19 protein-coding genes are annotated in these 19,000 nt (G+C 63.9%); 10 read left to right on the top strand and 9 right to left on the bottom strand.

The genetic code is table 11. The features are described 5' to 3' along the window. Positions 1 to 29 precede the first annotated feature (29 nt). Positions 30 to 1,235, bottom strand: a complete 1,206-nt coding sequence (locus NKH23_RS14590; RefSeq protein WP_352718987.1) for a multidrug effflux MFS transporter — start codon at positions 1,233 to 1,235, stop codon at positions 30 to 32. A gap of 167 nt (positions 1,236 to 1,402) precedes the next feature. Here NKH23_RS14590 and NKH23_RS14585 point away from each other — a divergent pair, with 167 nt between their 5' ends. The 4 genes from NKH23_RS14585 to NKH23_RS14570 all read left to right on the top strand — a co-directional run bounded on the left by NKH23_RS14585 (position 1,403) and on the right by NKH23_RS14570 (position 3,224). Beyond that, complete coding sequence (locus NKH23_RS14585; RefSeq protein ID WP_352450076.1) at positions 1,403 to 2,092, top strand: TetR/AcrR family transcriptional regulator; 690 nt, start codon at positions 1,403 to 1,405, stop codon at positions 2,090 to 2,092. Positions 2,093 to 2,226: 134 nt separating this feature from the next. Then, positions 2,227 to 2,763, top strand: coding sequence for an SspB family protein (locus tag NKH23_RS14580; RefSeq protein ID WP_023676707.1), 537 nt, complete (start codon positions 2,227 to 2,229; stop codon positions 2,761 to 2,763). An 18-nt stretch (positions 2,764 to 2,781) separates the two neighbouring features. Beyond that, positions 2,782 to 2,985 (top strand): DUF4169 family protein, encoded by a 204-nt coding sequence (locus NKH23_RS14575; protein ID WP_352718988.1) that lies wholly within the window; start codon positions 2,782 to 2,784, stop codon positions 2,983 to 2,985. A gap of 17 nt (positions 2,986 to 3,002) precedes the next feature. Beyond that, positions 3,003 to 3,224, top strand: a complete 222-nt coding sequence (locus NKH23_RS14570; protein ID WP_352450079.1) for a ribbon-helix-helix domain-containing protein — start codon at positions 3,003 to 3,005, stop codon at positions 3,222 to 3,224. 3 nt (positions 3,225 to 3,227) lie between these two features. On the opposite strand, the gene NKH23_RS14565 is transcribed toward NKH23_RS14570, so the two are convergent. Further along, a complete protein-coding gene (locus NKH23_RS14565) occupies positions 3,228 to 5,021 on the bottom strand; it encodes a chloride channel protein (protein ID WP_352912798.1) in 1,794 nt (597 codons plus the stop codon). Between the two features lie 154 nt (positions 5,022 to 5,175). Here NKH23_RS14565 and NKH23_RS14560 point away from each other — a divergent pair, with 154 nt between their 5' ends. Continuing rightward, complete coding sequence (locus tag NKH23_RS14560; RefSeq protein ID WP_352912797.1) at positions 5,176 to 5,613, top strand: MarR family winged helix-turn-helix transcriptional regulator; 438 nt, start codon at positions 5,176 to 5,178, stop codon at positions 5,611 to 5,613. A gap of 11 nt (positions 5,614 to 5,624) precedes the next feature. Here the strand turns inward: NKH23_RS14560 and NKH23_RS14555 are convergent, their stop codons facing one another. From NKH23_RS14555 to NKH23_RS14540, 4 genes are all read right to left on the bottom strand, one after another. Then, positions 5,625 to 9,689, bottom strand: a complete 4,065-nt coding sequence (locus tag NKH23_RS14555; RefSeq protein ID WP_353034997.1) for an AsmA family protein — start codon at positions 9,687 to 9,689, stop codon at positions 5,625 to 5,627. A 115-nt stretch (positions 9,690 to 9,804) separates the two neighbouring features. Next, on the bottom strand, positions 9,805 to 10,326 hold the full coding sequence (locus tag NKH23_RS14550) for a hypothetical protein (RefSeq protein ID WP_352912795.1): 522 nt from the start codon (positions 10,324 to 10,326) through the stop codon (positions 9,805 to 9,807). 217 nt (positions 10,327 to 10,543) lie between these two features. Next, a complete protein-coding gene (locus tag NKH23_RS14545) occupies positions 10,544 to 10,987 on the bottom strand; it encodes a hypothetical protein (protein WP_352978562.1) in 444 nt (147 codons plus the stop codon). A gap of 5 nt (positions 10,988 to 10,992) precedes the next feature. Next, positions 10,993 to 12,411 carry an FAD-binding oxidoreductase gene (locus NKH23_RS14540; RefSeq protein WP_352912793.1) on the bottom strand — a complete coding sequence of 473 codons (1,419 nt, stop codon included), beginning with the start codon at positions 12,409 to 12,411 and terminating at the stop codon, positions 10,993 to 10,995. Between the two features lie 119 nt (positions 12,412 to 12,530). Here NKH23_RS14540 and NKH23_RS14535 point away from each other — a divergent pair, with 119 nt between their 5' ends. After that, complete coding sequence (locus tag NKH23_RS14535) at positions 12,531 to 13,016, top strand: thioesterase family protein (protein WP_352978560.1); 486 nt, start codon at positions 12,531 to 12,533, stop codon at positions 13,014 to 13,016. A 147-nt stretch (positions 13,017 to 13,163) separates the two neighbouring features. Then, positions 13,164 to 13,361 (top strand): hypothetical protein, encoded by a 198-nt coding sequence (locus NKH23_RS14530; protein ID WP_023676715.1) that lies wholly within the window; start codon positions 13,164 to 13,166, stop codon positions 13,359 to 13,361. A 72-nt stretch (positions 13,362 to 13,433) separates the two neighbouring features. On the opposite strand, the gene NKH23_RS14525 is transcribed toward NKH23_RS14530, so the two are convergent. Next, positions 13,434 to 13,913 carry an Lrp/AsnC family transcriptional regulator gene (locus NKH23_RS14525; RefSeq protein ID WP_352912840.1) on the bottom strand — a complete coding sequence of 160 codons (480 nt, stop codon included), beginning with the start codon at positions 13,911 to 13,913 and terminating at the stop codon, positions 13,434 to 13,436. Between the two features lie 90 nt (positions 13,914 to 14,003). Between NKH23_RS14525 and NKH23_RS14520 the strand changes: the two genes are divergently transcribed. Further along, on the top strand, positions 14,004 to 14,912 hold the full coding sequence (locus tag NKH23_RS14520) for an EamA family transporter (protein ID WP_352978558.1): 909 nt from the start codon (positions 14,004 to 14,006) through the stop codon (positions 14,910 to 14,912). Here NKH23_RS14520 and NKH23_RS14515 read toward each other — a convergent pair whose 3' ends face one another. Continuing rightward, positions 14,913 to 15,812, bottom strand: coding sequence for a dienelactone hydrolase family protein (locus NKH23_RS14515; RefSeq protein WP_352912790.1), 900 nt, complete (start codon positions 15,810 to 15,812; stop codon positions 14,913 to 14,915). 267 nt (positions 15,813 to 16,079) lie between these two features. On the opposite strand from NKH23_RS14515, the gene NKH23_RS14510 reads away from it, so the two are divergent. Together NKH23_RS14510 and NKH23_RS14505 are read left to right on the top strand one after the other, a co-directional pair. Beyond that, entirely contained in the window at positions 16,080 to 16,220 is a 141-nt protein-coding gene (locus NKH23_RS14510; RefSeq protein WP_353034995.1) for a hypothetical protein, read from the top strand. Positions 16,221 to 16,229: 9 nt separating this feature from the next. Beyond that, complete coding sequence (locus tag NKH23_RS14505) at positions 16,230 to 16,661, top strand: hypothetical protein (RefSeq protein ID WP_352912788.1); 432 nt, start codon at positions 16,230 to 16,232, stop codon at positions 16,659 to 16,661. Positions 16,662 to 16,671: 10 nt separating this feature from the next. On the opposite strand, the gene NKH23_RS14500 is transcribed toward NKH23_RS14505, so the two are convergent. Beyond that, positions 16,672 to 18,984 (bottom strand): glucose/quinate/shikimate family membrane-bound PQQ-dependent dehydrogenase, encoded by a 2,313-nt coding sequence (locus NKH23_RS14500; protein ID WP_352978556.1) that lies wholly within the window; start codon positions 18,982 to 18,984, stop codon positions 16,672 to 16,674. Between the last annotated feature and the right edge of the window lie 16 nt (positions 18,985 to 19,000).

Raw genomic sequence — 19,000 nt, 5'->3', positions numbered from 1 at the left:
CCCGGCCTTTTTGTCTCGATAGGTGAAGCTTACTCCGCCGGCGCTTCCGCAGCGTCCCGGCTGCGGCCGAGCGTTATCTTGGCCAGCGTGAAGGAGATCGCCGCGCAGAGCGTGATGCCCGCCACCATCGGCAGCGGCGTGCCGTCGAAAAACACGCCGGCGACGCCCATGGCGACCGCGCCGATGGCAAAGTGCAGCGTGCCCATCAGCGCCGACGCGGTGCCGGCGATCTCGCCATGCTCTTCCATGGCCAGCACCGACGTCGTCGGGATGACCAGGCCGAGAAAGCCGTAGCCGATGAACAGCAACGCCGCCATCACGTCGAGCCGGTCGACACCCGATGCCATCACCGCGAACAGCACCACCATCGTCGTCGCATAGCCGGTCACCGCGACGCGCACCACGCGCTGCAGCCCGAACCGCTCCGATAGCAACCCGGTCAGCTGCGACATGCCGATAAAGGCAACCGCATTGATCGAGAAGAACACGCTGTAGACCGAAGGCGACAGCCCGTAATGGTCGATCAGGATGAAGGACGAGCTCGACAGATAGACGAAGAAGCTCGCAATGCCGAAGCCGGCAATGGCCGTCAGGCCAAGGAAGTTGCGGTCGCCCATCAGGAAGCGGTAGCCTGAAAGTGCCGTCCCGAAGGACGAACCGGCGCGCTCTTCGACCGGCCGCGTCTCCTTCAGCGAGGTCGCCAGCAGGATGGTGGCGAGCACGGCCGCGCCCGTCACCGTCCAGAACACGGCGCGCCAGCCGAAGTTCTCGATGATCTGGCTACCGGTCAGCGGCGCCAGGATCGGCGACACCGAAAACACCAGCATCAGCAGCGACATCAGTTTGGCGGCCTCGGTGCCGGTATGCAGGTCGCGCACGATCGCGCGCGGCACGGCCATGCCGGCGCTGGCGCCGAGCCCTTGCAGGAAGCGGAAGGCGATCAGCCATTCGATCGAGGGAGCCAGCGCCGAGCCGACGCCGCCGACCATAAACAGCGCCAGGCCGCCGTAGAGCGGCAGCTTGCGGCCGACCATGTCGGAGATCGGTCCGACGACGATCTGGCCGAAGCCCATGGAAAGAAAGAAGATCAGCAGGCTCATCTGCACCGCGGCGGTGCCGGCATGCAGATCCTCACCGATCGACGGCAGGGCCGGAAGATACATGTCGATGGCAAACGGGCCGATCGCGGACAATAGGCCGAGCACGACCGCAATGCGGAGGAATTTGGCGTTCATGATAGCAGGCTCTTTCGAATTCTGGTTGCCGCCGAGGACCGACGTGTAACCCTAGGACGTTCCATCCCGTGGAGTTCCGACTCTTCTGCGGAACGAAACCCCTTCGTGCAAGTCCACAAATTTAGACAGGCTTGTCTAATTCGTCAACCACCTCTATATAGTTTTGCATGAAGGCCAACGTTTCTCCTGACATTTTCCCGCCGCGGGGCCATGAGGCCAAGCGGATGTCGATTGTCGATGCCGCCGCCTCGGTCTTCTGCCGCGAAAGCTTTGCCGGTGCCAATATCGACATGATTGCCGCCGAGGCCGGCGTCTCCCGCCAGACCATCTACAATCATCACGGCGACAAGGAAAAACTCTTCGTTGCCATCGTCCGTGACCTCACCGAACGTTGCAATGCCGGCATCTTTGCCACGATTTCCACTTTTCCCGATCAGCCGAAGGATCTCGAGGCCGACCTCATCGCCTTTGCTGTGCGGATGAACCACAACTGCATCTGCAACCGCGACGGCAAATTCCTGCGCAAGCTGATCCAGACCGAGGGCGGGCGCTATCCCGAGTTGTTCGCCGAATGGCGCGAAGAAGGACCGGGCAGGACATGGCCGGCGATCGCCGCCCGCTTCGCCCGCCTCGCTCATGCGGGCTTCCTTGATATCGACGATCCCGATGTCGCAGCGCGCCAGTTCATGGCGCTTGCCAATGCCGAGTTGCAGACGACGTTCATGCTCGGCGGTACACCGACCGAGGACGAGGTGGTGCAATCGGCGACAAATGGCGTGCGCACCTTCCTGCGCGCCTTCGGCAAGCGGCAGCCTGTGGCCCGGGCGAGCAAACAGGGCGCGCTCGCCAGCGCTTGACGATCAAAGCCGTTTGACGATCAAATCGTCGCCAATGGGCTTCGCTTCCGCACGCCGGCGATCTATATCCGGTTTACGCCGCGCTCAAGCTTGATTACAGCTATCAGGACGATTCAACGGAACCCGACAGCCACATGGCCGACGACCACATCCGCTACGACATTCTGGCCCAGGAGGCGTTGCGCGGCGTCATGCGCAAGGTCCTGGCCGAGGTCGCGCGCACCGGTCTCCCGGGCAACCATCATTTCTTCATCACCTTTCTCACCGGCGCGCCGGGCGTGCGCGTCTCGTCGCGGCTGCGCGAGCGCTATCCCGAACAGATGACCATCGTCATCCAGTTCCAGTATTGGGACCTGAAGGTGAGCGACACCGGTTTCGAAGTCGGGCTGTCGTTTTCCGACGTGCCGGAGAAACTGGAAATCCCGTTCTCGGCCGTGCGCGGCTTTTACGATCCGTCCGTCAACTTCGAGCTCGAATTCGATGTCAAGACGGATACCCCGGCTGAACAGGAGACAAAGGCCAAGCCTGCTCCCGAGCCGCTGGCTATCGTCGCCGAGAAAAAGCCTGAGACGAAGAAGAAAACCGCTGAGGCGGAAAAGAAGCCTGCCGCGGCCGACGCCGGCGCCAAGGGCGCCGACGTGGTGTCGCTCGACGCCTTCCGCAAGAAGTGACCCGACAGGCGGCGTGACATGGCCGAGATCGTCAATCTCCGTCAGGCACGCAAGCAGAAGGCGCGAGCCGAGAAGGAGCGCCTGGCCGAACAGAACCGGGCGCTGCATGGCCGTTCCAAAACCAGCCGGGATCGCGACCGCCTGATCGCCGACAAGGCCGACAAATTGGTCGCCGGCCATCGCCGCGAAAAATCGGGCGATTCGGACAAATCCGATGCTTGAAGTGTGAGGGCGGTCGCGTGAGCCCGGTCGAAAAGCGCTCGGTCACCATTCGCGGCCACCGCACCAGCTATTCGCTTGAAAAGCCTTTTTACGACGACCTGGTCGCCATCGCGGCCGTGCGAAAACTGACGCTCGCCGCTCTTGTCGCCGAAATCGACGAGAGCCGCCCGCGCGATGCCAACCTCTCCTCGGCACTCAGGCTCTATGTGCTGGATTGGGCCAAGCGCGGCAAGTTGTAGCCTTCAGGCGACGCTATCCTGTTTCCTGCGCCGGATACGGAAGCCCAGCAAAGCCGAGCGGTCGCGTTCTTCGGCCTGCTTCTTCGATCTGACACGCATCAGGTCCTTCCAGCCGACATAGCCCACCAGCCGGGCATTTTCTCGCGTGACGACCGGCAAATGGGACACGTTCGCCATCAGCAGCTTGTCGGAGAGGCCCTCGAGATACTCATCCGGATAGGCCAGCGTGACCTTGCTGCCGGCCAGCAGTTCGCCAAGCGTCGTCGTGCGGTGCTTGCCGGCGCGTCTCCAGCGCAGAATCGCCGGCGGATCGATGACGCCGAGCACGTGGCCTTCTTCATCGACGACCGGAAAGCTCGGATGCCGTGTCTCGGGCGCCGTCAGGAACGCTGCCGCGCCGTGCAGCGACATCGTCGCCGGCACGCTCTCGACCTCGCTGGTCATCACCTCGCGCACCCTGGTCAGGGCGAACGGATCGACACGGTATTCGCGAACCATGTGATGCCCTCGCCGTGCGATTTTTTCGGTGAGGATCGAACGCTTCATCAACAGCACGGTCACCGCATGCGCGGTGGCAGTCGCCGCGATCAGCGGCACCAGGACATGGGTGTTGCCGGTCAGTTCAACCGCAAAGAACGTGGCGGTCAGCGGTGCACGCATGGTGCCGCCCATTGTCGCCGCCATCGCCAGCAGCGCCCAGAAGCCCGGATCCGCGGCCGGCAGGAAGCCGGCGAGGACCGCGCCCATCGCCCCGCCCATGATCAGCAGCGGCGCCAGCACACCTCCCGACGTTCCCGAGCCGAGTGCGACCGACCAGATGATCGCCTTCACCACTAACAGGGTGAGCGCAGCGGTCGCTATCGTGCGGCCATCCAGCATGTTGGCGATATTGTCATAGCCGACGCCGAGTGCCTGCGGCTCGATCAGCCCGCCGATGCCGACCACCAGGCCGCCGAGCATCGGCCACCACATCCAGTGGATGGGCAGCTTCTGGAAACCGTCCTCGCAGGCATAGACCATCTGGGTCAGCAACCCCGATAGCAGCCCGGCTGCCATGCCGACCAGCACCCAGCTGGCAAGGCCGGGAAATGAAACCTCCATTCCGCCCTGAAACGGGAAGATCGGCCCCGGCAGATGCAGCATGGTGCGCTCGACCGCAGCAATGATCGCGGCGACCGCCACGGGAATGAAGCTGCGCGGCGTCCATTCGAAGAGCAGCAATTCCACTGCAAGCATGATGGCGGCGATCGGCGTTCCGAACACGGTGGTCATGCCGGCCGCCGCACCCGCCACCAGCAGCGTCTTGCGTTCATTGTCGCTGACCGGCAGCATCTGCGCGATCAGCGAACCGATGGCGCCGCCGGTCATGATGATCGGCCCTTCCGCGCCGAATGGCCCGCCGGTACCGATCGAGACTGCCGACGACAACGGCTTCAGGATTGCCACCTTGGCGTCGAGCCGCGAGCGTCCGAGCAGGATCGCCTCGATGGCTTCGGGAATGCCATGGCCGCGGATCTTTTCGCTTCCGAAGCGAGCCATCACACCGATGATCAGTGCCCCGACCACCGGAACAAATACCGAGGCATAGCCAAGCGGCGTATCCTGCAGTCTCAGGTCGGCGAGCGTGAACTGGCCAAAATAGGCGATGTTCGTGGCAAGCCGGATCAGCTTCAAAAGGGCAATGCCGGCAAACAACCCTGCCGTCGCCACCACCACCGCTATGCCGGCAATGAGCAGCACCCGGGCATCGGTGGTAAAATCGCGCAGATGGCCGGGGTTGGCGTGATCGGATTTCATTTGCAAACCTTGCTTTCTGGCGCGTGCCGACTTGCGGATCGGTCGCCGGCCGTGCCACCGAAGATGGCGGGGCACCAGCCATGTTGGTTCGCTCTGTATCGTAACACGATATAAATGTTCAAGGCCCGTTTGCGGCTTTGTCGGAAAGGAATCGATGGCAGACACTTCGAAGCCACAAAAGCGCGGCGCAACGATCGGGGCGGCCGATTACCAGAGGCTGTCCGAATTTCGTTACCTGATCCGCTGCTTTCTCGAATTCAGCCAGATCCAGGCGCAGGAAGCCGGCCTGACGCCACGCCAGCATCAGGCCCTGCTTGCGATCAAGGGATTTCCCGGCGGAGGGCCGGTGGCCATTGGTGACCTCGCGGAGCGCCTGCGCATCCGCCATCACAGCGCCGTGGAATTGGTCAACCGTCTTTGCGAAGCCGGGCTCGTCGCGAGGGACCACGACGAGGAGGACCACCGCCGCGTGCTGCTGCGGCTGACCGAGCGCGCCGACGACAGTCTCGCCGATCTGTCAGCCGCTCATCTCGACGAACTCGGGCGGATCGAGCCGATGCTGAAGCGCTTGCTTGCTGGACGCGACGCGTAAGGGATGCGCCGTCACCCGCCATTCAGCGATTTTAGCAGATCGTCGATCGACGAGGGATCGAACTTGAGCTTTGGCGGGGGCTGCACTGGCGATGGCACGTTATTTGCGGCCGGTGGCGCCCGTTCCGCTTTCTGCGCTTGCTCCGCCGCGGCCTTGCGTTCGGCGTCGAGCTTTGCCTTTTCTTCCGAGGCGATCCGCAACGCCTCTTCCGCCCTCTGGCGTTGCTGTTCTTCGGCCTGCGCTGCTTCCTCGGCAGCCTGTTGCGCCGCCTTGGCTTTGGCTTCGGCATCCGCTTTGGCCTTTGCAGCCGCCTCGGCTTTCGCCTTGGCCTCGGCTTCGGCCTTCGCCGCTGCATCCGCCTTCGCCTTGGCTTCAGTCTGCGCCCTGGCCTCCGCTTCGGCTTGGGCCTGCGCCTCAGCTTCGGCCTTTGCCTTGGCGTCCGCTTCAGCCTTCGCCTTGGCTTCAGCCTGCGCCCTCGCCTCCGCTTCGGCTTGGGCCTGAGCCTCGGCTTCAGCCTTTGCCCTGGCGTCGGCCTCAGCCTTCAGCCGCGCCGCTTCCTCCTGCTTGCGCCGTTCCTCCGCCGCTCTTTCACGCTCGGTTTGCAGGGCAGCGTAGTAGCGCACCTCACGCCGCAGCCTTTGTTTCTCGAGCAGTGCGGCTTGCATGGCTTCGACCCGCTGCTGCTCCTTTTCCAGCGCACGCTGGGTCAGGAACTGTGCCAGCGGCTCGCTGTCGAACTGCCGTTGGGTGGCGCCGAACGGACCGTCGACGCTGAAATTCAAAATCGGTTCGGAGCCGACCAGCGCCTCATCGCCGGGTCGATAGGCGATCTCGCCCTTGGCATCGACGGTGCTGGTGTTCAGATCGGCGGTGATGTCGGCGGACAGCGTCGCGCCCGGGCTTTCGAATTTGACGGGCGGCGCCCTCAGCGTGCCGCCGGCGATGGTGAAGGCAATATCGGTGTCCTGCGCCGGAAAACTTCCCGCAGCGGCGATCTGCGGTACAAAGCCGGCAGTCTTCGACGCGTCGATATCGCGCCCTATCGCGTCGGCCTTGGCGATGAATGCGCCAAAGGCATCGGGATTAAAGCCGGCAATAGTCATGCCCTTCAGCGTCGCCGTGCCGGAACCGGACAGCGCCGCGACCATCGCGTCGACCGATTTGCCGCTGGTCGAAAGCGCCGTCGAGAAATCGCCGCTTCCGCTGATGCCGGCCTCCGGCAGCACGACTGCCAGATCGGCGGCGGCGAGTTTCATCTGACCGGAGAAAAGCCCGGTGCCGTCATTGTTCTTGAGCTCGAACAGGCCACTCAACTCGCCGCCGAGGAATTTTGCCTTGAGGTCGGAAACGCGGATGCCCTCCTGGTCGAGCTGCAGCGACAGCGCAGCGTCATAGGCGGTGGCAAGCGGGCCGGCGGAAAGCGACGCCGCCGTCAGATCGAGATCGGCGGTAAATGGCAGACTGGATTTCTGGCTGAACGGTGCTGTCGGCCAGGCCCCGTCATTGACAAGGAAGGCCTGGTCGCCGAACAGCATCACCGCCATGGGATCGAGGTCCAGCTCGTCCAGCGACAGCGCGCCGGCAAGATGCGGCAGCCCCTCTTTGACGTCGATATTTACGTCACCGGAAACCGCCGCTTCGTTGACGGCGCCGCTGAGGCCGCTCAGCACCAGGAGACCATTGCCGTAGTCGGCATCGGCAGCAAGCGACGTCGACATGCCGGTCCCCATGCCGGGCAGGCCGACGCCGGTCGTCATCAGCCATGGCTCGATATCGGCCGTTTCAAGGCTGACCTTGCCCTTGGCGGCCGCGCCCTGAGGCGTGTCGGCAATTGTCCCGTCGAAACCAGCTTTGAAGTCATTGCCGGCCAGGCTGAAGCGTGTCGCCAGGCCGCCGCCAAGCGTGCCTTTGGCCGAGACGTCGGTGGTCGCCTCGCCGAGCATGCCGAGCGGCAGCGCCGGCAGACCGTAAAGCGCCAGAAGCGCGGTGGCGTCGGCGTTCCTTGCATTGAAGGTCAGCGTCACCGGCGCTTCGAGAGGCCGGTCGAGCGCCCCTTTGCCGGACAATGACGCCGAAAAGGCCGAACCACCGGCCTTGCCCTGTGCGCTCATTGCCAGTCCGGTCGTACCATCGCCATTGTCTGCGGCACTCGTGACCGCGTCGATACGCGCATCCTGGAACAGCTCGGGATAGGCCGCAGCACGCTCCGCCAGCCCCCTCAGCACCGCGTTGTCCGGATAATGCTGGACGGCGACGTCGATCAGCGGCTTGAGGTCGACGGCGACCACCCAGGCGTCGAGCATGCCCGTCGGGCTCGCCGGGAAATCCTTGATCCGGCCGGTGGCGCTGATCGAGGCGCCGGCAAGTCCGCCGACCGACAGTCGGTCGATCTCAAGCAACCCGTCCCGTAATCTAAGTGCAGTATCGACGCTATCGGCGGTTAAGCCGCCGGCGCTGACCGGCCCGGCCTCGATCTGGAAATCGAGGTCGCGATCGGAAAAGCGGTTGGCGCCCTTGTCGCTGACAAAGATCGAGGCGAAGGCGGCGAGCCCATCGACGTCGAGTTCGCCGCCTTCCAGTTGCATCAGCACCGATGGCCTGGTGTCGTCGGGCTGGCTGGAATCGATGCGGCCGGAGAACTTTGCCTTGCCGAGGATGAGTTCGAGATCGCTGAAGGCCTGGTGCTTCTCGCTCAAATCCACCTTGGCCTTGAAGCCGGCGGCCGGCAAGCGGCGGATCGCCTCGTCGACGTCCTTCGACAGCCAGGCGGCAAAGCCCGAGGGCTGCGCCACCGCCAGAAGCAGCGATCCGGTGAAACCGAAATGGTCCTCGACGCTGACCATGCCGTTGGCTTCCAGCTTGGCGCGGCCGGGCAGCGTGGCGGCCAGCGATTTTACCGCCCAGCCGCCCTCGGCCGGCTCGGCGGACAGATGCACGTCGCGAACCGTGGTGTCGCCTGCCACCACCGCCGGCAGTTTCACCTCGACCGTGCCCGGTATGGTCGGCTTCGGCAGATCGAGCAGCGCCTGCTCCAGCGCCGCCACCCGCTCGGACAGCGTCAATCCGGCACCGGCCGCCGCCCCCACGGCCTCGTCGAACTGCACCTGCGCGCCATCGGCCTCGATCAAGAAATGCGGCTTCAGCCCAAGGTCGACCGCAGCCTTGCCGTCGGCGGTGTAGGGATTGTCGAGCGGTCCCGTCTCGAAGCGGAATTCGTCGACGCCGAGCTTCTGGTGATCGAGCGAAAACTTGCCGTTCAGCCTGAAGCCCGGGTCCGGTTTGCCGGCGCTGACTTTCAGCGCCTCGCCGCCGGTGCCGGGCAGCTGCTCCGCAGCCCGGTCTGCGCCCGATATCTTGAACTGGCCCGAATAGACCGCGGCGCCCTCGACGAGGCCCACATTGCCGTCGGTCTCGACGACCAGCGGATAGTCATCCGGATCGGCCTTGAGCCTGAGCCGCATTTGCCCGTCCGGTTCGGCCTTGCTGGTGGAAGCGGCGATCGTGGTCCGCAACCCGTCCAGCAACAGCGAGCCGTCCAGCCGCCAGGGGCCGGCCAGCGACTTGGCCGAGATCGTCGAGTTGATCTCGGAAATAAGATGGCTGCGCCCGCCGGCGGCGTGGCTGAGCGCGATCTGTCCTTCCGTCACCGTCAGCTTCTCGATGGAGATCTGACCGGGATCGAAGGGCGAGGACGGCCGTATCGTCCAGTCGACCGTGCCGTCGGCGGCGATGTCGATCGTCGCCTTCGGCCGCACCAGGCGCATGTCGAAGATCAGCACCTCGCCGCGCAGGAATGGCGCGAGTTCTGCATCCATCGAAAAGGTTTCGACGGTCATCGCCGGCTGGCCGTTGGGGCCACCGGCAACGGCGACGTTGGAAAAGGTCACCGAGGGGAACGGCAGCAACCTTGCCGTCGCATCGCCTCGCACGGTCACCTTGCGGCCCAGAACGGCACTGGCCTCGCGCTCGAAATCGGCACGGTAACCTGTCCAGTCGACAAAGTACGGCACCACCAGCGCCGCACACAGCACCAGCACGAGAAGCCCACCGAAGATCACGAACAGGCGTGCGAGCATGAACTCCGAAGCGGTTGATTGAAAATCAGCCGCACTCTACCCGCATCAGCGTGTCGATAAAGAGGCAATTCCCGCCAGACAGGCTTCCAGAGCAAAAGAAGGCGGCCAAGAAAACTCAGCGGGCGTCGCGCTTTGCCTGCGCCACCTTTGCCGCCTGCCGCTGCCGGCCGAGTTCCATCGGCCGGATCAGATTCTCGGGCCGCCGGCTCACGATCGCGCGCATGCCTTTGTGCGCGGTGCGCGTGTTGAACTCGGGACCGTCTGCCGCAGCGCCTTGCTTCATGGACAGCGCCTTGCGTGCATTCTCGACCAGCGAAACACGCGCTGCCAACTGGCGGCGGCGTTCGGCCTCGCCATTGAGCCGCCGCATGGTCATCGCCAGAACCGCCAGCTTCAACTGCGAACCTTCATCGGCCTTCGAGGCGCCGGCGCCCTTTGGCGCACCCTTGCCGCGCATTTCGCGGCGGCGGCGATGCGCCTCGGTCTGGGCCTTGTCGCGCCGTCCCCTTAGGAGCTTGACCAGGCTGGCGAGTTCGGCGTCGGCAAGATGCTGTACCGCTGGATGGTGCGACTTCTCGACGAGAGCGCGTTCGTCGGCGCTCAGCGCCCGAGCCTCTTCCTTGCGTGAAATCGCCATGTTGCTTGCTCCTCCGTTTGCCACGTCTGCCCGGTTTCAGGCACTGGCAACGTCCGGAGTCTCCGACCAAACGTCGCTGCGGTCAAGGCTGATGGACCAGCGGATCAGTCGCGTCGCCAAAGCCGGTCGAGAAGCCGTATTCGTTTGTCTGGCAGCGCCGTGACGCTGGGACTGATGGCCGCCATCAACGAGGTCAGAACCGACCCGTCGCGACAGCTCATCGAAAAGCTCTCCGCGACAAATTCAAGCGTCGAGTCGTGGAAAGTGAAGATGAAGTGCCGATAGCCAGAAAACAGCCCAGGCTGATGAGAACTGTGAACTCGATTTGCTGTTCCAGCGAACCGATCCATGACGAGTTGAGTACCTCAAATGCAGCATAGGGCTGCAAGCCCAGTTTGTAGAGCCGATGGCCGCTCAAGGCCTCATCGTTCGGCAGGCCGAATTGAAGTGCTAGGCAAGGCTTTGCCGTCAGGATCGCAACCGATTGGCCGTTGGTTACAGGCGAAACCGAGCGCGGATTCGTCCCATCGAATGACGGATCCGTCTTGTTGACGATATAGGCGACCAGCAACTTGTCTTCGTCGGCAAAGACGTGAGGTAGTGGTGCACCGGCGGAAAGAGGCGGTACTTCGATGGGCAGAAGAGCCTCGCCTGCGGCCATCGCCGTTATTTCCCGATTGCCGGCAATATCTTGCCGGGGTTCATTATATTCAGGGGGTCGAGTGCCTGCTTGATCGTGCGCATGATGTCGACGCCATGGCCGAGCTCATGCCGCAGGAAGCCGATCTTGCCTTGCCCTATGCCATGCTCGCCGGTGCAGGTGCCGTCCATGGCGATGGCGCGCATATTGAGCCGCGCCACGAATTTTTCCGCCAGCGCGATCTCCTTCGGGTCGTCCACGTCCATCAGCACCAGCACATGGAAATTGCCGTCGCCGGCATGGCCGACGATCGGCGCGATCAGGCCCATCTCGGCGATGTCCGTCTCGGTCTCGGTGACACATTCGGCAAAGCGCGAGATCGGCACGCAGACATCGGTCGACAGGCCCTTGGCGCCCGGCCGCAGCGTCAGCGACGACCAGTAGGCATCGTGCCTGGCTTTCCACAATTTTGTCCGCTCTTCGGCCACGCTGGTCCACAGGAAGGGGCCGCCGCCATTTTCCTCGGCGATCATGCCGAAAGTCTCGGCCTGTTCGGCGACGCCGGCATCGCTGCCGTGGAACTCGACGAACAGGCAGGGGCTCTCCGGATAGTCGAGCTTCGAATAGGTCTTCATCGCCCGCATCTGCAGCGCGTTGACCAATTCGATGCGTGCCACCGGAATGCCCATCTGGATGGTCGCGATCACCGCATCGCACGCCGCCTCGAGGCTGGGGAACGGGCAGACACCGCCTGAAATCGCCTGCGGAATGCCCTGCAGCTTCAAGGTCAGCTGGGTGATGATGCCAAGCGTGCCTTCCGAGCCGATCAGCAGCCGGGTCAGATCGTAGCCGGCCGAGCTTTTCTTGGCGCGCTTGCCGGTCGTCACTGCTTCGCCGTCGGCCATCACCGCGGTCAGCGATAGGACGTTCTCGCGCATCGTGCCGTAGCGCACCGCGTTGGTGCCCGACGCACGCGTCGCCGCCATGCCGCCGAGCGAGGCGTTGGCGCCCGGATCGATCGGAAAGAACAGGCCGGTGTCGCGCAGGTGCCGGTTCAGATCCTCACGCGTCACACCGGGCTCGACGGTGCAATCGAGGTCCTGCGGATTGACCGCAATGATGCGGTTCATGCGTGACGTATCGAGTGAGATGCCGCCGCCCGGCGCATTGGTGTGGCCTTCCAGCGAAGAGCCGACGCCGAAGGCGATCACCGGCACGCGATGCGCCGCGCATGCGCGCACGATCTCCTGCACCTCCTCCGTCGTCTCGGCAAAGGCGACGCCGTCCGGCGCCTGCGTCGGAATATAGGTCGTGGTGTGCGCGTGCTGGGCGCGGATCGCCTGGCCGGTCTGGAATCGCTCGCCGAGCCGCTGCTTGAGGATGCCGAGTACGGCGGCAATCCCTTCTTCGTTGCGCTCGACCGGATTGAGGTCGCTTAGAGCCATCGATTCCTCCGCGAATGGACCAGCGTCCACCCTTGTTCTGCATCTAGGGATGCGTAGTCTCACCGACCACGCTCTGTCCAGTCCACGCTCATCCCGGCATGACGAGAAGGAAGTTTCCGATGCCCATCCCCGCCCCTTTCGTCTCTCGCGCCATGGAGATCGAGGAGGCCTGGATCGACTACAACGGCCATCTCAACATGGCCTATTACAACGTGCTGTTCGACCGGTGCTCCGACGAAGCATTCGAGATGATGGGGATGGGGCCGGACTATGTAAGGGAACGGCGGCTGACCATCTACACCGCGGAAGTCCATGTCTGCTACGTCCAGGAGCTGCATCTCGACCACAAGGTCACGGTCTCGTTCCAGTTGCTGGACCACGACGAGAAGCGGCTGAGGGCCTATCAGGAAATCCGCCATCTCGACGGCTGGCTCGCCGCCACCTCCGAAACGCTGTCGCTGCATGTCGACATGGCTGGCCCGAAGGTCGCGCCCTTCCCCGCTGACGTCCTGGCCAAGGTGGAAGCGATGCGCGCCGCCCATGCCGCCCTGCCGATGCCGGAGCGCGCCGGCCGCTCGATCGGTATTCGTCGTAAGTCGGCTTGAACCGCAACCCAACCGCCGTTAACCTTACCGAGGTTTTAACGTGAACAAGCCGAATTGAGACGTTGAACGACTCAGCGCGGCGTTGGAAAACCATCCGCATCGAATTGCGATACGGGCGGCGGAGCAGCAGCGGTTCGGGGAACGTGCATGAAAACCGACATCAAGGTCGAGGCGGACAGGCTGGCGGCTGATCCACGCATCACCGACTATGATTTCTGGCGCTCGCTGAAGAACCTCAACAACGAGATCTTCCACATCGCCAACAACAACGAGCCGATCCCTTTCGCCATGATCCGCTGGCGCGCCATCCTGAAGCAGGCGAGGATGAAACGCGGCCACGCCTGAACGGCGCGGGAAGAAACAGACCGGCCGTCCGGTTTGCATTTCTGATGATATGCTGACGAACGACCCCAAGCATCAAGGCAGCCGCTTCACCGCCCCCAGCGGCGATCGCGGCACCACCGGCGACGACTGGATGATCGCCGTATTGGTCATCGCGAACGGAATGATCCGGTCGATCACCCGCTCGAGTTCGGCGACCGAGGCGACATGCGCCAGCGCGATGAAACAGTCTTCGCCGGTGACCCGGTCGCATTGGGCGATTTCCGGCAGGTCGCGGATGATTTCGGCCACCACGGCGAGTTGCCCCGGCACCGGCCTGATGCGCAGCCATACCGACAACTTCATGCCGAGCGCGGCCGGATTGATGCGCACCGTATAGGCCTCGATCACGCCGCTTTCCTGCAGCCGCTTGATGCGCTCGGCAACGCTCGGCGCCGACAGGCCGACCGAGCGCGCCAGTTCGGCGGTGCTGGTGCGCGCATCCTTTTCCAGCAGGCGCAGGATTTTCAGGTCCGCCGGATCCAGATCGGTATTTTCATTTCGAAGGCGTTTCAGCGGAATACTCCTTGCTTTCGGAAAGGAAATGGCCGCAATGACTGGCCATCATCCATATCAATGGCAAAAATCGCCTGCGATACTGATCCCATGGAAGATCGGACGCAAGCCCCAGCAGCAAGCCCGGCACTCGCCGGCCCCGCCTTTACCTTGGCAAACGCGGTCCCGCCGCATCTCTGGTTCGGCGTCAGCGCCGTGTTCCACTATCTCGGACCGGCCTTCGCGGTGCTGCTGTTCCCGCATGTCGGCGTGCTCGGCATGGCTTGGCTGCGCATCGCCACCGCTGCACTCGTCTTTGCCCCATTGACCCGGCCATGGGCGGTCTTTGCCCGCGCCGATCGCTCGACGCGATTGTTGCTTCTGGCTTTCGGCGTCTGCCTTGGGGTGATGAATTGCTCGTTTTACCTGGCGCTCGACCGGCTGCCGATCTCGCTGGTGGCGGCGATCGAATTCGTCGGCACCATCGGCGTCGCGCTTGTCGGCCTCAGAAGCCGGCGCAATCTGGCCGCCCTTGCAATCGCCGTCGCCGGCACCTTGCTGCTGATCGACGTCAAATGGTCGAGCGATCCCGTCGGCCTGTTCTGGGCTTTCCTCAACGGCGCGCTGTTCGTTGGCTACATCGTGCTCGGCCACCGCGTCGCGCGCGCCGGCGCCGGCGACGGCATCGCCGGGCTGGGTGCCGCCATGGCGGTCGCCCTTCTCGTTGTACTGCCGATCGGTTTTGCCGATGCGCTGCCGGCTTTCTCGGCGCCGCCGCTGCTGCTTGCGGCGGTCGGCGTCGGCATCTGCTCGTCGGTCATTCCCTATATTTGCGACCAGCTTGCCATGTCGCGGCTTCCGCGCTCCAGCTTCGCGCTGATGTTGTCTTTGCTGCCGGTCACCGCGACCTTGATCGGCGTCATTGTGCTGCGGCAAATCCCAAGCGCCACGGACTGCCTTGGCATCGCACTGGTGGTGGCCGGCGTCGGCCTTCACAAACCGGCGCCGGCGCCCACCTGATCAGGCCAGCTTCTCCTTGAGGAAGGCGATCGTCCGGCCCCAGGCGAGATCGGCCGCCTTCTTGTCGTAGCGGGCCGCCGACGTGTCGTTGTTGAAGGCATGGTTGGCGCCTTCATAGACATAGACCGAGTATTCGACATGAGCCGCGTCGAGTGCCTTCTTGAAGGCATCGATGCCGGCATTGGTGCGGGTGTCGAGGCCGGCATAATGCAGCATAAGCGCGGCCTTGATCTTCGGCACGTCCTCGGCCTTTGGCTGCATGCCGTAATAGGCGACGGCGGCGGCGAGGTCCGGCGCGTTGACGGCCAGCATGTTCACCGTGCCGCCGCCCCAGCAGAAGCCGACGGCGCCGACCTTGCCGTTGCCGTCCTTGTAACTTTTGAGGTAGGCGACCGTTGCGACGGCATTGGTGGCGACCTGTGCTGGATCGAGCTGGGAAAACAGGTCACGTGCCCTGTTTTCATCGGCCGGCGTGCCGCCGAGCGGCGTCATGAAGTCCGGCGCGAGCGCTACGAACCCTTCCAGCGCAACGCGCCGCGCCACATCGCGAATATGCGGGTTGAGACCCCTGTTCTCATGCACCACGATGACGGTGCCAAGCTTGCCGGTCTGGTCCGCCGGCCTGACCAGATAGCCCTTCATCTCGCCGGCGCTGCCGGGATAGCTGATGTCCTCGCCTTTCACACGCGGATCATCTTCCGCCACGATTGCCGCCTGGGCCGAGTTCGCCGCCAGCAGCGGCGCGATCGCGGCCGCTGCCGCACCCGAGCCTGCAAGCCTGGTCAACTGCTCCATGAAGCGGCGCCGGTCGAGCGTCAGATGCGTGTATTCGTCATAGGCATCGATCATCGCCTGGGTAATGACAGGCTCGGCGGCAGTGGGTCCGGCAGGTGTTGTCATGGCGCGCTCCTCGTCGGCCCCCCGCGGCAACATAGAGCCGAAGCTTGCCTGGTCCAGTCACGGCTGAGTGAGGCTGCCAAAAGTCCCTGCACGAGGGCCGTGATGCCGCGCGCCTCACTGTCGTTAAATTTTGGTCCTTTGTGGCAATGCTAAATGCACGCACCACAATGTAAAGAAGTTACCGAGCTATGCCTCACTCGGGCCATTTGGCGAACGAGAGTGGCCATTTGGCGGGAAAAGAATGCCTGACGACGAAGGAATAAGCCCATGACCTTTCCCTTCCCGCTTCTGGCAAGTGGGTTCGCACTCGCCGCTATGACTTTGCTGGCGCTGCGGTTCACCGCCTTCAAACGATCGTTGATCAAGGTCGGCTCCAACCGGTACCCGCCCACAAACACCAAAGCCTGAGGAAAGGTCATGGACGTTCAGGACATCATCAACACCGTCTCGCAGAAAGCCGGTCTCAACCAGGCTTTGACGGAAAAGATCGCCGGCACGATTTTCTCGGTGCTCGAACACGAGGCGGAAGGCACGACTCTGTCCAGCTTCTTCGCCAAAATCCCGGGAGCCGACGCCCTGGCCAAGCAATATGATGTCATGGCTCCCGGCGCAGCTTCCGGCGGTGGGCTCCTGTCCTCGCTGGAGGGCGCGCTCGGCGGCGCTCTCGGCGAAAAGACCGGCGCGCTGATCAACGGCGTCGCCATACTCAAGGCATCAGGCCTCACGCTCGCACAGATCAGCCAGGCCGGCACGATGCTGGTCCAGCAGACCGAGACAGCCGCCGGCCCGCAGTTGACCAATGAGGTACTTGCATCGGTACCCGACCTGAAAGGGCATCTCGGGCTCTGAAGGAACTTCTCTATTTCGGCAGCGTATAGGCCATCACATAGTCGCCCGGCTTGGTACCGACCGAGCCGTGGCCGCCGGCAACGATGACGACGAACTGGCGCCCGTCGGCTACCGTGTAGGTCATCGGTGTCGACTGCCCGCCCGCCGGCAGCCGCGCCTGCCAAAGCTGCTTGCCGGTCGTCAGGTCATAGGCGCGCACATAGTCGTCGACTGCCGCACCGAGGAAGGCGACGCCGCCGGCAGTGATCATCGGCCCGCCAATGCCGGGCACGCCGACCTTGAATGGCAGCGGCAGCGGCGTCATGTCGTAGACGGTGCCGTTGCGATGCTTGTAGACGATCTTGCCGGTCCGGAGATCGGCACCAGCCACATAGCCCCAGGGCGGCGCCTGGCAGGGAATGCCGAGCGGCGACAGGAACGGCTTCAATATCACTGCGTAAGGCGCACCGTCATTGCGGTTCAGGCCCTGTTCGCTGCCCTTGGTGTCGCCGGGCGGCGGCACGTCGGCGCGCGGCACCAGTTTGGAGATGAACGCCAGGTACGTCGGCATGCCGAACATCACCTGCCGGACCGGATCGACTGCCACGCCGCCCCAGTTGAAGGTGCCGAAATTGCCGGGGTAGATCAGCGAGCCCTGCAGTGACGGCGGCGTGTAGCGGCCCTCATAGCGCAGCTTCCGAAGCTCGATCCGGCAGGCCAGCTGGTCGAACATGGTGATGCCCCACATGTCGGCGCCGGTCAGTGGCTTCGGACTGAAGCTCAGGTCCGAAAGCGGCTGCGTCGGCGAGGTATGGTCGCCTTCGATCGCGCCGGCCGGCGCCGGTAGTTCCTTGACCGGAACGATCGGCTCGCCACTGCGCCGGTCGAGCACATAGAGGTCGCCCTGCTTGGTCGGCCCGACCAGCGCAGGCACCACGCCACTTTCCGTGGTGATGTCGACCAGCGTCGGCTGCGCCGGCACGTCCATGTCCCAGAGGTCATGGTGCACGGTCTGCCGCACCCAGCGCAATTGTCCGCTGTTGAGGTCGAGCGCGGTGATCGACGAGGAGAATTTCTCGTCATTGGCGCTGCGCCCGGCGCCGAGCTGGTCCGGCGTCTTGTTGCCGAGCGGCACATAGAGCAGGCCGAGCTTCTCGTCGGTGCTCGCCGTCGACCACATGTTGGGCGAGTTGTTGGTATAGGTCTGGCCCGGCGGCAGCGGCGTCGTCTGGTCAGGATTGCCGGAATCCCAATTCCACAACAGCGCGCCGGTGTCGGCATTGTAGGCACGGATAACCCCGGACGGCTCCTGCGTAGAATAATTGTCGTTGACCGCACCGCCGACGATGATCTTGTTGGCGACGATCAGCGGCGCCGAGGTCGAATAGTAATAGCCCGGCTTCGGATATGGCATGTTGGCGAGAAGGTTCAGCGTGCCGCCTTCGGCAAATGTGGGGCAGACCTGGCCGTTCGCGGCATCGAGCGCGATCAGCCGGGCGTCGGATGTCGGCAGGTAGATGCGTGTGGCGCAGGGCTGGCCGGCGGCGATCTTGGCGTCGGCATAATAGGACACGCCGCGGCAGGTCTGGTGCTGGCGGTCCTTGTCGAGCTTGACCTTCGGATCGAAGCGCCATTTCTCCTTGCCGGTGGCGGCGTCTATGGCGATGGCGAAATTATGCGGCGTGCAGATATAGAGCGTGTCGGCAATCTTCAGCGGCGTCACCTGATAGGTCGTCTCGGCGATGTCGTCGGGCCCTTTCACGTCGCCGGTGCGATAGGTCCAGGCCGGCTGCAGATTGGCGACGTTTTCGGGGGTAATCTGGTCGAGCGGCGAATAGCGCTGGCCATATTGCGTGCGACCGTAATAGTGCCATTCGCCGGCCGGCACGTTGCCGCCGAGATCGGCCGTCGGCGTCACCTTGTCGGTGTTGAGTTCACCCGCAATATCCTTTGGATCGACCGTCATCGAATAACCGGCGACGGCAAGCGAGGCCAGCACGGCGAGGATAAGCGGCGCGCGTCCGTCGGGACCGGTAAGCCCGCGCCGCGCCCATGGCGTCAATAGCCACAGCGCTATAAGCACGATGATGCCGCCGCGCGGACCGAGCTCCCACCAGTCGAAGCCGATCTCCCAGACCGCCCAGGCGAGCGTGCCGAGCACGATCGCCGCATAGAGCCACAGGGCCGTGGATCTGCGCCTGTAGAGCAGCCAGGCCGCGACAAGGAAAGCTAGACCAACGATGACGTAATACCAGCTGCCGCCCAGCGTCACGAGCCAGATGCCGCCGCCGCCAAGCGCTAGGCCGATGAGGAAAAGGATCAGGGAGGTGATGACCACAGCCAAGACGGTGCTCCTTCGA

This window comes from Mesorhizobium sp. M1328, from assembly GCF_040318075.1.
Classification (GTDB): domain Bacteria; phylum Pseudomonadota; class Alphaproteobacteria; order Rhizobiales; family Rhizobiaceae; genus Mesorhizobium.
This window is presented reverse-complemented; position numbering and strand designations above follow the sequence as displayed.